Source organism: Streptomyces sp. S6 (assembly GCF_054880855.1).
Map to the genome: position 1 here is coordinate 1 of NZ_JBTYMC010000161.1, position 14,832 is coordinate 14,832.

General features: G+C 71.3%; 12 protein-coding genes and 1 pseudogene. 12 read left to right on the forward strand and 1 reads right to left on the reverse strand.

What is annotated here, in order from left to right; all coding sequences use genetic code 11:
* The 4 genes and pseudogenes from ACVNF4_RS21600 to ACVNF4_RS21615 all read left to right on the forward strand — a co-directional run.
* Nucleotides 1-209 (forward strand): annotated as a pseudogene (locus ACVNF4_RS21600) (type II secretion system F family protein); the annotation flags it as partial.
* Between the two features lie 136 nt (nt 210-345).
* The gene (locus ACVNF4_RS21605) at nt 346-573 is read left to right on the forward strand and encodes a DUF4244 domain-containing protein (RefSeq protein WP_461804508.1); all 228 of its coding nucleotides are present in this window, start codon (nt 346-348) and stop codon (nt 571-573) included.
* Complete coding sequence (locus tag ACVNF4_RS21610; protein ID WP_461804509.1) at nt 560-919, forward strand: TadE family type IV pilus minor pilin; 360 nt, start codon at nt 560-562, stop codon at nt 917-919. The genes ACVNF4_RS21605 and ACVNF4_RS21610 overlap by 14 nt, the downstream gene beginning before the upstream one ends.
* Nucleotides 916-1,269 carry an Rv3654c family TadE-like protein gene (locus tag ACVNF4_RS21615; RefSeq protein WP_461804510.1) on the forward strand — a complete coding sequence of 118 codons (354 nt, stop codon included), beginning with the start codon at nt 916-918 and terminating at the stop codon, nt 1,267-1,269. The genes ACVNF4_RS21610 and ACVNF4_RS21615 overlap by 4 nt, the downstream gene beginning before the upstream one ends.
* Before the next feature lie 307 nt (nt 1,270-1,576).
* Here the strand turns inward: ACVNF4_RS21615 and ACVNF4_RS21620 are convergent, their stop codons facing one another.
* Nucleotides 1,577-4,003: a DEAD/DEAH box helicase gene (locus ACVNF4_RS21620; protein WP_461804511.1), complete on the reverse strand. Its 2,427-nt coding sequence runs from the start codon at nt 4,001-4,003 to the stop codon at nt 1,577-1,579.
* 80 nt (nt 4,004-4,083) lie between these two features.
* On the opposite strand from ACVNF4_RS21620, the gene ACVNF4_RS21625 reads away from it, so the two are divergent.
* The 8 genes from ACVNF4_RS21625 to ACVNF4_RS21660 form a co-directional block, all read left to right on the forward strand.
* Nucleotides 4,084-4,425, forward strand: a complete 342-nt coding sequence (locus tag ACVNF4_RS21625) for an STAS domain-containing protein (protein ID WP_461804512.1) — start codon at nt 4,084-4,086, stop codon at nt 4,423-4,425.
* Between the two features lie 102 nt (nt 4,426-4,527).
* The gene (locus ACVNF4_RS21630; protein WP_461804513.1) at nt 4,528-4,914 is read left to right on the forward strand and encodes an ATP-binding protein; all 387 of its coding nucleotides are present in this window, start codon (nt 4,528-4,530) and stop codon (nt 4,912-4,914) included.
* A 218-nt stretch (nt 4,915-5,132) separates the two neighbouring features.
* Entirely contained in the window at nt 5,133-7,496 is a 2,364-nt protein-coding gene (locus ACVNF4_RS21635) for a sodium-translocating pyrophosphatase (protein WP_461804514.1), read from the forward strand.
* 206 nt (nt 7,497-7,702) lie between these two features.
* Nucleotides 7,703-8,383 carry a small secreted protein gene (locus ACVNF4_RS21640; RefSeq protein ID WP_461804515.1) on the forward strand — a complete coding sequence of 227 codons (681 nt, stop codon included), beginning with the start codon at nt 7,703-7,705 and terminating at the stop codon, nt 8,381-8,383.
* A 360-nt stretch (nt 8,384-8,743) separates the two neighbouring features.
* Nucleotides 8,744-10,264 carry a DUF7059 domain-containing protein gene (locus tag ACVNF4_RS21645; RefSeq protein WP_461804516.1) on the forward strand — a complete coding sequence of 507 codons (1,521 nt, stop codon included), beginning with the start codon at nt 8,744-8,746 and terminating at the stop codon, nt 10,262-10,264.
* Nucleotides 10,265-10,505: 241 nt separating this feature from the next.
* Nucleotides 10,506-10,703 (forward strand): hypothetical protein, encoded by a 198-nt coding sequence (locus ACVNF4_RS21650; RefSeq protein WP_461804517.1) that lies wholly within the window; start codon nt 10,506-10,508, stop codon nt 10,701-10,703.
* A gap of 279 nt (nt 10,704-10,982) precedes the next feature.
* Nucleotides 10,983-13,796 (forward strand): type I DNA topoisomerase, encoded by a 2,814-nt coding sequence (topA, locus tag ACVNF4_RS21655; RefSeq protein WP_461804518.1) that lies wholly within the window; start codon nt 10,983-10,985, stop codon nt 13,794-13,796.
* 147 nt (nt 13,797-13,943) lie between these two features.
* Nucleotides 13,944-14,832: MFS transporter (locus ACVNF4_RS21660; RefSeq protein WP_461804519.1), on the forward strand; the 889-nt coding region annotated here is incomplete at its 3' end.

Below are 14,832 nucleotides of genomic sequence, written 5' to 3' on the forward strand. Positions count from 1 at the left end.
CGGACGTGTCGGGGCTGCCTGCGGCGGGGCCGGTGGCGCGGGTGGCTGCGGATGCTCGGGCCGAGCGGTTGCGGGCGGCCACCGCGCGGGCCCGGCGGGCCGGGGTGATGGTGACGGCTCCGGTGGGGCTGTGCTTTCTGCCGGCGTTCGTGGTGGTGGGGGTGGTGCCGGTGATGGTCGGGCTGGCGGGAGGGGTGGTGGGCGGTTGAGACGGGGCCGGGGTGGAGGTGGGAGCTGTGGTCTGAGAGTCGAGAAGTGACAGCTGTGGATCGGGAGTTGGACGTCGTGAGTGGAGAGGTGAGGTCAGTGATGTCTGGTGCGGTCGTTCGTGAGAGGTGGGGCGTGATGGGTGTCGGGGTGTGTCGGACGGTGTGGGCTCGGGTGCGGGTCGTGGGGTGTCGGGTGCGGGCTCGGGGGCGGGGGCGGGACGCCGGGATGGCCACCTCGGAGTACGCCGTCGGGATTCTGGCCGCCGTGGCGTTCGCGATGGTGCTCTACAAGGTGGTGACCAGTGGGGCCGTGTCCGAGCAACTGGCGGCGATCGTTTCGAGGGCGCTCAGTGCGGCGGTGTGAGCGGGGTGGCGATCGGGGGTTCGTGACTGCGGAGGCGGCGGTGGTGTTGCCGGTGCTCGTCGCGTTCGCGATGGCGCTGGTGTGGGGGCTGCTGGCGGTCGTCGTGCAGATCCGGTGCGTGGATGCGGCGAGTGCGGGCGCGCGGGCCGCTGCGCGGGGCGAGGACGGGGAGGTGGTGGTCCGGGTTGTCCGGGCCACCGCGCCTCAGGGGGCGCGGGTGTCCGTCGGGCGGGAGGGGGATCGGGTGCGGGTCGTGGTCGTCGCCAAGCCGGCCGGGTTCGGGGGGTTGCCGTTCGAGGTGCGGGAGGAGGCCGTTGCCGTGGTGGAAGAAGGGGTGGAGCAGTGAAGAGGCGGTCCGGGGATCGGGGGTCCGCGACCGTGTGGGGGGTCGTCGTGGTGGCCGTCCTGTGTGTCGTGTTCGGGGCGGTGCTGGCGTTGGGACAGGCGGTCGTCGTACGGCATCGGGCGGCCGGCGGGGCCGATCTGGCTGCGTTGGCCGCTGCGGGGAGGGTGCTTGAGGGGGAGGGGGTGGCCTGCGAGGTGGCTCGGGGGGTGGCTCGGGAACAGGGTGGGCGGGTGGTGCGGTGTTCGGTTGTGGGGGAGGTGGTGGATCTGACCGTGGCGGCGGGGGTGGGGGTGTTTCGGGCGGAGGTGCGGGCTCGGGCGGGGGTGGAGGAGGGTGCGGGAGGTGGGTAGGTGCGGGTGCGTTGTGGCTGGTCGCGCCCACGCGGCGGAGCCGCATATCGGTACAGCCCCGCGCCCCTGAAAGATGTGGTGGCGGTGGGGAGTTGGCTGCGGGTGTGTGGTGGGTTTTGCGCAGTCCCCGCGCCCCTGGGGGAGTGGTGGGCCGGGGTCGGTGGTCGGGTGTCGGTTCGTTGTGGCTGGTCCCGCCCGCGTGCTCGCCTCGCTGGGCATCGAGTACCCGTACACCCACGAGGGTGCTCCTTTCGGCCCCGACGCGTTCGTCGCGATGGACGAAGAGCGCGTGAACCACCCCAGCCCCCTAACCCCCCACCCCCCGAAGCAACTCCCCCAACAGTCGTATCGCCCCCCGCTTGTGCAGCGGCTCGTTGCCATTGCCGCACTTGGGGGACTGGATGCAGGAAGGGCAGCCGGTGTCGCAGGGGCAAGCGGCGATGGCTTCGAGGGTGGCCGTCAGCCAAGGGGCCGCCGTATGGAAGGCGCGTTCGGAGAAGCCGGCGCCGCCGGGGTGGCCGTCGTAGACGAAGACGGTCGGGAGGAGGGTGTCCGGGTGGAGGGGGATGGAGACGCCGCCGATGTCCCAGCGGTCGCAGGTCGCGAAGAGGGGGAGCATGCCGATGGAGGCGTGTTCGGCGGCGTGGAGGGCGCCGCCGAGGATCTCCGGGGGGATGTTGGCGCGGTCCAGCTGGTCCTCGGTCATCGTCCACCAGACCGCCCTCGTACGGAGTTTGCGCGGCGGGAGGTCCAGCTTCGTCTCCCCCAGCACCTCACCCGTCAGGACCCGGCGGCGGAGGAACGAGACGACCTGGTTGGTGACCTCCACCGAGCCGTAGTGCAACTTGCCGTCGCCCCAGGGGATCTCGGCGTCCGTGGAGAGGACGGCGATGGACGTCGTGTCCCGGGCGATCGTCGAGTACGGCGGGTTGGCCTCCTCGACGAGGGCCGTGGAGTCGTCCAGGTCCAGCGAGCGGACGAGGTACGTGCGCCCCTGGTGGAGGTGGACGGCCCCCTCGTGGACGGCGGTGTGCGCGGACCCGGCGTCGACCGTGCCGAGCAGCCGCCCCGTACCGGCCTCGACGATCTGGACCGGCGTACCCCCCTCGCCCCGGATGTCGGCGAGGTCGGCGGCCCGCTCCCGGCGTGTCCAGTGCCAGGCCTTCGTGCGCCGGCGCAGGAGGCGGGCCGCCTCCAGTTGGGGGAGGAGATCCTTGACGGAGGGCCCGAACAGCTCGAAGTCGTCCTCGGTGAGCGGAAGTTCCGCGGCGGCGGCGCACAACTGGGGCGCGAGGACGTACGGGTTGTCGGGGTCGAGGACGGTCGACTCGACGGGTTGGTCGAAGAGCGCCTCGGGGTGGTGGACGAGGAACGTGTCCAGCGGGTCGTCCCGGGCGACGAGGACGGCGAGGGCCCCCTCACCGCCTCGCCCCGCGCGGCCCGCCTGCTGCCACAGGGACGCGCGCGTGCCGGGGTACCCGGCGATCAGGACGGCGTCGAGGCCGGAGACGTCCACGCCCAGCTCCAGGGCCGTCGTCGCGGCGAGGCCGAGGAGTTCGCCGGAGTGCAGGGCCTGTTCGAGGGCGCGGCGCTCCTCGGGGAGGTAGCCGCCCCGGTAGGCGGCCACGCGCCGGGCCAGCGAGCGGTCGACCTCCGCGAGCCGCTCCTGCGCGATGACGGAGATCAGCTCGGCGCCGCGCCGGGAGCGCACGAAGGCGACCGAACGGGCGCCCTGGACCGCGAGGTCGGTCAGCAGGTCGGCGGTCTCGGCGATCGCCGTACGCCGCACCGGAGCGCCCTTCTCGCCCTCCAGATCTGTCAGCGGCGGCTCCCACAGGGCGAAGACCAGCTCGCCGCGCGGGGAGGCGTCGTCCGCGACCTCGACGACCGGCAGGCCCGTCAGCCGGGAGGCGGCGACGGCGGGTTCGGCGGCTGTCGCGGAGGCCAGCAGGAAGACCGGGGAGGAGCCGTAGCGGGCGCACAGCCGCCGCAGGCGGCGCAGGACCTGGGCGACGTGGGAGCCGAACACACCCCGGTAGGTGTGACATTCGTCCACCACGACGTACTTCAGGGACTTCAGGAACGAGGACCAGCGGGCGTGCGAGGGGAGGATGCCGCGGTGCAGCATGTCCGGGTTCGTCAGGACGTAGTTGCCGTACTGCCTCACCCACTCACGCTCCTCCACCGGAGTGTCACCGTCGTACACAGCAGGACGCACCGAAGCGCCGAGAGGTTGTGAAAGTTCCTTCACCGAACGGAGCTGGTCCGCCGCCAGGGCCTTCGTCGGGGCGAGGTAGAGGGCCGTCGCGCCACGGCCGTTCGGGGCCTCCGAGCCGTCCAGGAGGGCGCTGAGGACCGGTACGAGATAGGCCAGCGACTTGCCCGAGGCGGTGCCCGTGGCGACCACCACCGACTCGCCGTCCAGAGCGTGTTCGGCGGCCAGTGCCTGGTGTGCCCAGGGGTGTTCGATGCCGTACGCCTGCACGGCCGAGATCACCTCCGCGCGGATTCGGTGCGGCCAGACGGCATGACGGCCCGCGCGCGGGGGCAAGTGCTCCGTATGGGTGATGCGCGAGGCGCGGTCCCGCCCGGCGGCGATGCTGCGCAGCAGCGCCTGCGGGGAGGGGCGATCGGATCGCTGATTCTTGGCCATCGGCACCGAGTGTGTCACCGGCGTGACGGACAATGGAGCGAAGGCGTCGTGCACGCCTGCCGGTAAGTGATTGAATGCCATCGCGGCTGGCGAACCGTCCAGGGGCTCCTGCCTAGGTGTCCCGAGGGGCGACCGCTCGATAGCAAGGTGCTGGAGGATCCGTGGACCTGTCCCTGTCGACCGAGACCATCGGCGATCGCACGATCGTCAAGGTCGGTGGCGAAATCGACGTATATACCGCGCCCAAGCTGCGCGAGCAGCTGGTCGAGCTGGTGAACGACGGGAATTTCCACCTCGTCGTCGACATGGAGGGCGTGGACTTCCTCGACTCCACCGGGCTCGGCGTGCTGGTCGGCGGCCTCAAGCGTGTGCGTGCCCACGAGGGCTCGCTGCGCCTGGTCTGCAACCAGGAGCGCATTCTGAAGATCTTCCGCATCACCGGCCTCACCAAGGTGTTCCCGATCCACACCTCGGTCGAGGACGCGGTCCAGTCCACCGACTGACCGACCGCAGCGGCACGAGAGACGAACAACCGGGGGGACCGGATCGCCGACAGCGGCGGTCCGGCCTTCCCACACGCACGCCCGTAGTTCCGAGGGGGACGCATGGCCACCGTTGAGCTCCGCTTCAGCGCGCTGCCCGAGCACGTCAGGACCGCCCGTCTGGTGGCGGCAGCGGTGGCGCGCAGGGCCGGAGTGGACGAGGCCGTACTGGACGAGGTCCGGCTCGCCGTCGGCGAGGCCTGCACGCGCGCCGTCGGGCTCCACCAGAGCGCCGGGCTCACCGCGCCGGTCATGGTCTCGCTGATCGAGGAGGAGAAGCAGTTCTCCATCGAGGTCGGCGACGAGGCACCGAGCGCCGCACCCGGCGGGGCGTCCGGCGGTGACACCGAGGAGGACGACATGGGCCTCGCGGTCATCAGCGGGCTCGTGGACGACGTCCAGGTCACCCCGGGCCTCATCCGGATGACGTGGCCTACCACGCCGGCGTGACATCGCGCAGTACCTGAAGGGCCCCCGAGTGGGGCCCTTCGGCATGTGCGGGCACGACGATCAACAATTACAGTGGATTTGTCAAAAGAATCTTAATGCTCCCGGCGCATTACTTGACGTGGAGGCGAATTCTGCATGCCTCGCACTGTATTGATCGGGTTCCGGTCCCTACAATCCGTCCACATCTTTGAGCTCAGCCCAAGCGTCAAGGAGGACGAATGGCGGAGCTGACCGACGGAAATCGTGTCCTGGTGGTGGTCATAGCCGTCGTCGCGCTGGCGGCGCTCGTCGTCGCGGGGGTGCTGCTGCGGCAGGTGCTGGCTGCGGGCGAGGGAACCAGCCGGATGAAGGAGATCGCGGCGGCGGTCCAGGAGGGCGCGAACGCGTATCTCGCGAGGCAGCTCCGCACGCTCGGAGTGTTCGCGGTGATCGTGTTCTTCCTCTTGTTCCTGCTGCCCGCCGACGACTGGAATCAGCGGATCGGACGTTCGCTGTTCTTTCTGATAGGCGCGGGATTCTCCGCGGCCACCGGTTATATCGGTATGTGGCTCGCGGTGCGCAGCAATGTACGGGTCGCGGCGGCGGCCAGAGAAGCGACTCCGGCCGAGGGGGAGCCGGAGAAAGATCTCACGGCTGTCTCGCACAGAGCGATGAAGATCGCATTCCGTACCGGCGGGGTCGTCGGCATGTTCACCGTCGGCCTCGGGCTGTTCGGTGCCTCCTGCGTCGTCCTCGTCTACGCGGCCGACGCCCCGAAGGTGCTGGAGGGCTTCGGTCTCGGCGCGGCCCTCATCGCCATGTTCATGAGGGTCGGCGGCGGCATCTTCACCAAGGCCGCCGACGTCGGCGCCGACCTGGTCGGCAAGGTCGAGAAGGGCATCCCGGAGGACGACCCCCGCAACGCCGCGACCATCGCCGACAACGTGGGCGACAACGTCGGCGACTGCGCGGGCATGGCCGCCGACCTCTTCGAGTCGTACGCCGTGACGCTGGTCGCCGCGCTGATCCTCGGCAAGGCCGCCTTCGGCGACGCGGGGCTCGCGTTCCCGCTGCTGGTCCCGGCGATCGGCGTGCTCACCGCCATGATCGGCATCTTCGCGGTGGCCCCCCGCCGCGCCGACCGCAGCGGCATGAGCGCCATCAACCGAGGCTTCTTCGTCTCGGCCGTGATCTCCCTCGCGCTCGTCGCCGTCGCCGTCTTCGTGTACCTGCCGGGTTCGTACGGCGACCTGGACGGCGTCACCGACACCGCGATCAGCGGCAAGAGCGGCGACCCGCGGATCCTCGCGCTGATCGCCGTCGCGATCGGGATCGTCCTCGCGGCGCTGATCCAGCAGCTCACCGGGTACTTCACGGAGACGACGCGGCGGCCGGTCAGAGACATCGGCAAGACGTCCCTGACGGGGCCCGCGACCGTCGTCCTCGCCGGGATCTCCATCGGCCTCGAATCCGCCGTCTACACGGCCCTCCTGATCGGCCTCGGCGTCTACGGGGCGTTCCTGCTCGGCGGGACGTCGATCATGCTGGCCCTGTTCGCGGTCGCGCTGGCGGGGACGGGGCTGCTGACGACCGTCGGGGTGATCGTCGCCATGGACACGTTCGGGCCGGTCTCCGACAACGCGCAGGGCATCGCCGAGATGTCCGGGGACGTCGAGGGGGCGGGCGCGCAGGTGCTCACCAACCTCGACGCCGTCGGCAACACGACCAAGGCGATCACCAAGGGGATCGCCATCGCCACCGCCGTCCTCGCCGCGGCAGCGCTCTTCGGGTCGTACCGGGACGCCATCACCACCGGCGCGCGGGACGTCGGGGAGCAGCTCAGCGGGCCCGGGGCGCCGATGAGCCTGATGATGGACATCTCGCAGCCCAACAACCTCGTCGGGCTGATCGCGGGCGCGGCCGTCGTGTTCCTGTTCTCCGGGCTGGCCATCAACGCGGTGTCCCGGTCGGCCGGTTCGGTCGTCTTCGAGGTGCGGCGGCAGTTCCGGGAGCACCCCGGGATCATGGACTACAGCGAGAAACCCGAGTACGGGCGGGTCGTCGACATCTGCACGAAGGACGCGCTGCGGGAGCTGACGACGCCGGGACTGCTCGCCGTCATGGCGCCCATCTTCGTCGGGTTCACGCTCGGCGTCGGCGCGCTCGGGGCGTACCTCGCGGGGGCGATCGGGACGGGGACGCTGATGGCCGTCTTCCTCGCGAACTCCGGGGGCGCGTGGGACAACGCCAAGAAGCTCGTCGAGGACGGGCACCACGGCGGCAAGGGGAGCGAGGCGCATGCCGCGACCGTCATCGGCGACACCGTCGGCGACCCCTTCAAGGACACCGCCGGTCCTGCCATCAACCCCCTCCTGAAGGTCATGAACCTGGTCTCCCTGCTGATCGCCCCCGCCGTGATCAAGTTCTCGTACGGCGCGGACAAGAGCGTGGGCGTACGGGTGCTGGTCGCGCTGCTGGCGCTCGCGGTGATCGTGGGCGCGGTGTACGTGTCCAAGCGGCGGGGGATCGCCGTCGGGGACGACGACGGGGAGGAGGGGGCCGGGGACGCGGCTGGGACGCCACACAGGGCGGTCGTTCCGTAAGTTCTGTACAAAACGTGGTCCCTTGGGGCGGGCGGTTCGCGCAGGGTCGATGCGTGGGCCGCCCGTCGGCGTCCGTGAGGCTTCTCTCCCTCCGATACTCGGGAACAAATATGCCGATAACACCCGTAGGGTCCGTTCCCTCTGAACCGGCCCTCCCGGGTGGCGTGTATCTTCCGGGGCCGAGAGCCATGGAAGGGACCGATCCGGTGAACAAGAAGCTCGTGGCCGCGCTGTCCGGCGGTGCGGTTCTGATACTGACGCTGTCGGGGTGCAGCAACGAGAAGAAGGACGAGGTGAACAAGGACCTCGTCGCCTGGGCAGGCAAGCTCTGCTCGGACGTCCCCGCGCTCAAGGCCAAGATCGACGCGGCCAGCGCCTCGTTCCAGAAGGTCTCCAGCAACGGCCTCCCCCCGAAGGAGGTCCAGCAGACACTGTCCAAGGCGTTCCAGGACCAGGCCGAGGGGTACAAGGGCCTCGCCGACGCCATCAACAGCGCCGGGGCGCCTCCTGGGGTCGAGAACGGCGCCACGAAGCAGCAGAACGCCGTCCAGGTGCTCACCTCGCTCTCCACGTCGTACGCCGGCCTCAAGACCAAGGCCGACGCGCTCGACGTCAAGAACGGGGGCAAGTTCGCCGTCGGCCTCGAAGCCGTCGCCTCCGACATCAAGGCCCTCAAGACCAGCGACACGGCCCTCACGGACCTGGAGACCGGGGACGTGAAGCGGGCGATGATCGAGCAGGACACGTGCAGGCAGACGGCGATCCCGACGCCGTCCATCGACCCGGTCACCACCCCGGCACCCGGCACTTCGGCCCCGGCGGCCTCACCGTCGGCGTCGAAACCGGCGGGGGGAGCGGCGTCGCCCAGCGGGGCTGCGGGGGGCTGAGGGGCGTCGGGAACGGGCTTCCGGGTGGGGGGCTGCCGTGCGGATGGGCTTCCGCGCGGGCGGGCTTCTGCGGGGCCGCAGGGCCTTGGGCCGGTGCCGATCGAGTGCCCGGGGCCGGACGGGCTTGTGCGCGGGGCCTTGGGGCGGCGTGGTTCCGGGGCGGTCGGCCGGGCCGTGCGCTGCGGGTCGAGCGGTGTGCCTCGGCGGAAGGCGGCTGTGAAGGCGAAGGGTTTGGGTTTCGGGGTGTCCCAGGGGTTCGGCTGGTGGGCGGAGTTGTCGGCCTGGCCCTTCGCCTCGGCCGGCTCAGGGGGGCGTCCGGTGTGTCCGTCGTGAGTGAGGTGGGCGGGGGAGAATGGGTGGGTGAGTGAAGCCAACCTGTTGCCGCTGCCCTCGTCCGAACACGCCGATGTGACCGCCCGGCTGCGGGAGGCGCTGCTCGCGGCCTCCTTCACCGCGGACGGTCTGCTGGAGCTGCTCGGTGCCCCCGCGTACGCCGCGCTGGCCCGCAGCGAGACGGTGCCCGCGCTGCGCGCGACGCGGGGGGACACGCCGCTGGAAGCGCTTGTGCGGCTCTTTCTGTTGCAGCAACCGGTGCTCCACGCGCGCGTGGAGGGCGTTCTGCCGGTCGACGTGTGCGTGGAGAGCGGGTGGCTGACGCGCGCGGGCGACGAGGTCGCGGCGACCGTCGACGTCCGCCCGTACGGCGGGCCCGACGGCGAGGACTGGTTCGTCGTCTCCGACCTCGGGTGCGCGGTCGGCGGGGCCGGCGGGATCGGCAAGCGGGACGAGGGCGTCGTCCTCGGTGTCGGCGGCGCCTCGACGACCCTCGCGGGGATCACCGTCCGCACGCCCGTCGCCACCGCGCTCGACCTCGGGACCGGGTCCGGCATCCAGGCGCTGCACGCCTCCCGGCACGCCACGCGCGTGACGGCCACCGACCTCAACCCGCGCGCGCTGCACATCACCGCGCTCACCCTCGCGCTCTCCGGCGCCCCCGCCGCCGATCTGCGCGCGGGGTCGCTGTACGAGCCGCTGCGGGACGACGAGTCGTACGAACTGATCGTCTCCAACCCGCCCTTCGTGATCTCCCCCGGCGCCCGGCTGACCTACCGGGACGGCGGGATGGGCGGCGACGACCTGTGCCGCGCGCTCGTCCAGGGCGCCGGGGAGCGGCTCGCCGACGGCGGGTACGCGCAGTTCCTCGCCAACTGGCAGCACGTCGAGGGCGAGCACTGGCAGGACCGGCTGCGCTCCTGGATCCCGCGCGGGTGCGACGCGTGGGTCGTCCAGCGAGAGGTCCAGGACGTCACGCAGTACGCCGAACTGTGGCTGCGCGACGCGGGCGACCACCGTGACGATCCGGCCGACTACCAGGCGCGGTACGACGCCTGGCTGGACGAGTTCGAGGCGCGCAAGGTCAGGGCCGTCGGGTTCGGCTGGATCACCCTGCGCAAGACGGCCGCCGCCGAGCCGTCCGTCACCGTCGAGGAGTGGCCGCACTCCGTCGAGCAGCCCCTCGCGGACGCGATCCACGCGCACTTCGAGCGCGTCGACTACCTCCGCGACCACGACGACGCCGCCCTCCTCACCGCCCACTTCAGGCTCGCCACCGAGGTCGTCCAGGAACAGGTCGGCCTGCCCGGCGCCGACGACCCCGAACACGTCGTCCTGCGCCAGCACCGGGGGATGCGCCGGGCCACCAAGGTCGACACCGTCGGCGCCGGGTTCGCCGGCGTGTGCGACGGCTCCCTCAGCGCCGGGGTGATCCTCGACGCGATCGCCCAGCTCGTCGGCGAGGACCCGGTGGTCCTGCGCGACCGGACGCCCGCACAGATCCGGCTGCTGGTGGAGCAGGGGTTCCTGGAGCCGGTCAGAGGGTGACGGGGGCGGCCTCCACGCGCGCGTGGCCTTGCCCGGCCCCCGGTTCGCCGCCCTCCCGAAGTCGGCTGGAAAGTCACCCGCGCGTGGGTGGTGTGTGCCCGGCGTGTGCGGCGCTGCGCCGGAGGGGGCGGTGGGGTGCCGGGGGCGTGTTCACCTCGGGTTCGCCGGGGTGTCGTCCGCGCGTGGGAGGGTCCCCGCAATCCCCGCGCGGGTGGGGTGGGACGAGGGGGCGGGGACGGGTATGGAGAGCGGGCCGGCGATCTTCGCGGGGGCGGTGTTCGCCCTGTTCGGGGGCGGACTGCTGGTGTGGACGACCGTACGCGCGCGCCAGCGGCAGCCGGTCGCCCACGGGGTGCGGCAAGGGCTTTCGGTGACGTTCGCGACAGCCGCCGGGGTGGCGTCGCTCGCCGTCGCGGCATGGTGCCTCACGCGGCTCTGAGAGGGGCCGGGCGCACGCGTGCGGGGACAGGGCGACACCCCGCGCGGGAGCCTCGTACCGGCGTGGAGGGCGGTGTGCCCCCGGCCGTCGGAAAACCGTCGGTCGACACTCCGGGCGGCAGGAATGGCGGTAGTCGGGTTACCGTTCGAGTGGCCGTTGCGGGCTTTTCCCGTTTGACACGGGGGCGGGATGTACCGTCACACTCCGCAGCGTCACCATGACTGTGCCCCGGGACGAAGCCTGGGGAGGCCCCAGCGTCGACCGGAGAGAAGAGCGAAGTTGTCCCCGACAAGCGAGACCGCGAAGGGCGGTCGGCGACTCGTCATCGTCGAGTCGCCCGCCAAGGCGAAGACGATCAAGGGCTATCTCGGCCCCGGCTACATCGTCGAGGCCAGCGTCGGGCACATTCGTGACCTTCCCAGCGGCGCCGCCGAGGTGCCGGAGAAGTACACCGGCGAGGTGCGCCGCCTCGGCGTGGACGTCGAGCACGACTTCGAGCCCATCTACGTCGTCAACGCCGACAAGCGGGCCCAGGTCAAGAAGCTCAAGGATCTGCTGAAGGACTCCGACGAGCTCTTCCTCGCCACCGATGAGGACCGGGAGGGCGAGGCGATCGCCTGGCACCTCCAGGAGGTTCTCAAGCCCAAGGTCCCGGTCAAGCGGATGGTCTTCCACGAGATCACCAAGGCCGCGATCCAGGCCGCCGTCGCGAACCCGCGCGAGCTCAACCAGAAGCTCGTCGACGCCCAGGAGACCCGCCGCATCCTCGACCGCCTCTACGGCTACGAGGTCTCGCCGGTCCTGTGGAAGAAGGTCATGCCGAAGCTGTCGGCGGGCCGCGTCCAGTCCGTCGCGACACGACTTGTCGTCGAGCGGGAACGCGAGCGGATCGCTTTTCGTTCTGCTGAGTACTGGGACCTGACGGGGACCTTCGCGACCGGCCGCGCCGGGGACTCGTCGGACCCGTCGTCGCTGGTCGCCCGCCTCCAGACCGTCGACGGCAGGCGGGTCGCGCAGGGCCGCGACTTCGACTCCCTGGGACAACTCAAGAGCGCGCAGACCCTCCACCTCGACGAGGCGACCGCCCGCGCCCTGGCCGCCGCCCTGGACGACACCCGGTTCGCCGTCCGCTCCGTCGAGTCCAAGCCCTACCGCCGCTCGCCGTACGCCCCCTTCCGTACGACGACCCTCCAGCAGGAGGCCAGCCGCAAGCTCGGCTTCGGCGCGAAGGCGACCATGCAGGTGGCCCAGAAGCTGTACGAGAACGGCTTCATCACCTACATGCGTACGGACTCCACGACCCTCAGCGACACGGCCGTCACCGCCGCCCGCGCACAGGTCACGCAGCTGTACGGCGCCGACTACCTCCCCTCCGCCCCGCGCACGTACGCCGGCAAGGTCAAGAACGCGCAGGAGGCGCACGAGGCGATCCGCCCCTCGGGTGATCGTTTCCGCACCCCCGCCGAGACCGGCCTCACCGGCGACCAGTTCCGCCTCTACGAGCTGATCTGGAAGCGCACGGTCGCCTCCCAGATGAAGGACGCCACCGGCAACAGCGTCACCGTCAAGATCGGCGGCACCTCCTCCGACGGCCGGGACGTCGAGTTCAGCGCCTCCGGCAAGACGATCACCTTCCACGGCTTCCTGAAGGCGTACGTCGAGGGCGCGGACGACCCGAACGCCGAGCTGGACGACCGCGAGCGGCGCCTGCCCCAGGTGGCCGAGGGCGACCCGCTGACCGCCGAGGAGATCACGGTCGACGGGCACGCGACGAAGCCGCCGGCCCGCTACACCGAGGCGTCCCTCGTCAAGGAGCTCGAAGAGCGCGAGATCGGCCGCCCGTCGACGTACGCGTCGATCATCGGCACCATCCTCGACCGCGGCTACGTCTTCAAGAAGGGCACGGCGCTCGTCCCGTCGTTCCTGTCCTTCGCCGTCGTCAACCTCCTGGAGAAGCACTTCGGGCGGCTCGTCGACTACGACTTCACCGCCAAGATGGAGGACGACCTCGACGCCATCGCGCGCGGTGAGGCGCAGTCCGTGCCGTGGCTGAAGCGGTTCTACTTCGGCGAGGGCGCGGGGGCGGCGGGCGGCGCCGCCGACGCCGGCAACGGCGACGGGGACCACCTCGGCGGGCTCAAGGAGCTGGTGACCGACCTGGGCGCGATCGACGCGCGCGAGGTGTCGTCGTTCCCCGTCGACAACGGCATCGTCCTGCGGGTCGGCCGCTACGGGCCGTACATCGAGCGCGGCGAGAAGGACTCCGAGGGGCACCAGCGCGCGGACATCCCCGAGGACCTCGCGCCCGACGAGCTGTCCGTCGAACTCGCGGAGGAGCTGCTGGCCAAGCCCAGCGGGGACTTCGAGCTGGGCACCGACCCGGTCTCCGGGCACCAGATCATCGCCCGGGACGGCCGTTACGGGCCGTACGTCACCGAGGTGCTGCCCGAGGGGACGCCGAAGACCGGGAAGAACGCGGTGAAGCCGCGGACCGCCTCGCTCTTCAAGTCGATGTCCCTCGACACCGTCACTCTCGACGACGCCCTCAAGCTGATGTCGCTGCCCCGCGTGGTCGGTGCGGACGCCGAGGGCGTCGAGATCACCGCGCAGAACGGGCGGTACGGGCCGTACCTCAAGAAGGGCACCGACTCGCGGTCCCTCCAGACCGAGGACCAGCTCTTCACGATCACCCTCCAAGAGGCGCTGGAGATCTACTCCCAGCCCAAGCAGCGGGGGCGGGCCGCCGCCAAGCCGCCGCTGAAGGAGCTGGGCGCGGATCCCGTCAGCGGGAAGCCCGTCGTCGTCAAGGACGGCCGCTTCGGGCCCTACGTCACCGACGGTGAGACCAACGCGACGCTCCGGTCCGGCGACAGCGTCGAGGAGATCACCCCCGAGCGCGGGTACGAACTCCTCGCCGAGAAGCGGGCCAAGGCACCGGCGAAGAAGGTCGCCAAGAAGGCGCCCGCGAAGAAGGCTCCCGCCAAGAAGGCCGCCGCCACCAAGACGGCTGCCGCGAAGAAGACGGCTGCGAAGAAGACGACCGCCGCGAAGAAGACGGTTGCTGCCAAGAAGGCTGCGGCTTCGGGGGAGTAGCGGGGCGGCTGGGCTCCGGGGGTGGGTTCGGGTGGGGGGCGTTTCGCTCACCCGAAACCACCCGAGTTGGTGGGCGCCTGCGTAGGTGGTGTGTGGGTGGTGGTTCAGCGGGATGGGGTTGTCGGTGGGGGCGGATAGGCTGAAAGCATGACGCGAGCCGAGCAGCCGATGGGCCTTCACCCGGAAGAGGACGACGCCCTGGTGGTGGACTCACGGGAGCGTGCCGTACGGGCGTTGCTGAGGCAGCCGCAGTTGCGGCGGCTGTGGAGTGCGCAGCTGGTGGGCGGGGTGGGAGACGCCCTCGCCGTCCTGGTGCTGGTCTTTCTCGTGCTTCAGGCAGCCGTCTCTCAGGAGACGCTGGGCGGCGGATACCGCGGCATGGCGCTGTCCGTGGCGCTCGTCCTCGGGGTACGAGTTCTGGCCACCGTCCTCTTCGGCGCCGTCCTCCTCGGCCCCCTGACCTCGCTGACGTCCGCCGAGGGCCCCCTGGACCGCCGCTGGACGATGGCCGGTGCGGACGGCGTGCGCGCGGTGCTGCTGATCATCGCCCCCCTGTGGATCGACTGGACCCCGGGCAACGCGCCGGCGCTCCTGCTGGCGACGGTCTTCGTGACCGGCATCGCCGAGCGGCTGTGGACGATCGCCCGGGAGGGCGCCGCCCCCGCCCTGCTCCCGGCCCCGCCGCCCGAGGGCGCGACCGTCCGCCCGCTCCCGGACCACATGGACGCTCTGCGCCGCCTCTCGCTGCGCACGAGCTTCGCGGCGATCCCGCTGGGCGCGGCCGTCCTGATCGCCGCCGGCCTGGTGAACGTCCTGCTGGGCGCCGGTGTCGCCTGGTTCGACCAGCACCAGGCGGCCCTCGCGTCGTACGTCGCGGCGGGCCTGTTCGCGGCCTGCCTGTCGGTCGTCTCCGCGCTGGAACTGCCCAAGGTGAACACCCCCCGCGCGCGGTCCCCGCTGGAGGGCCTGCGCCGCCCGCGCGCGGCGAGCGGCACCGAGACCGGCCGCACCGGCGCGATCCCGCTCCTCGTGACGG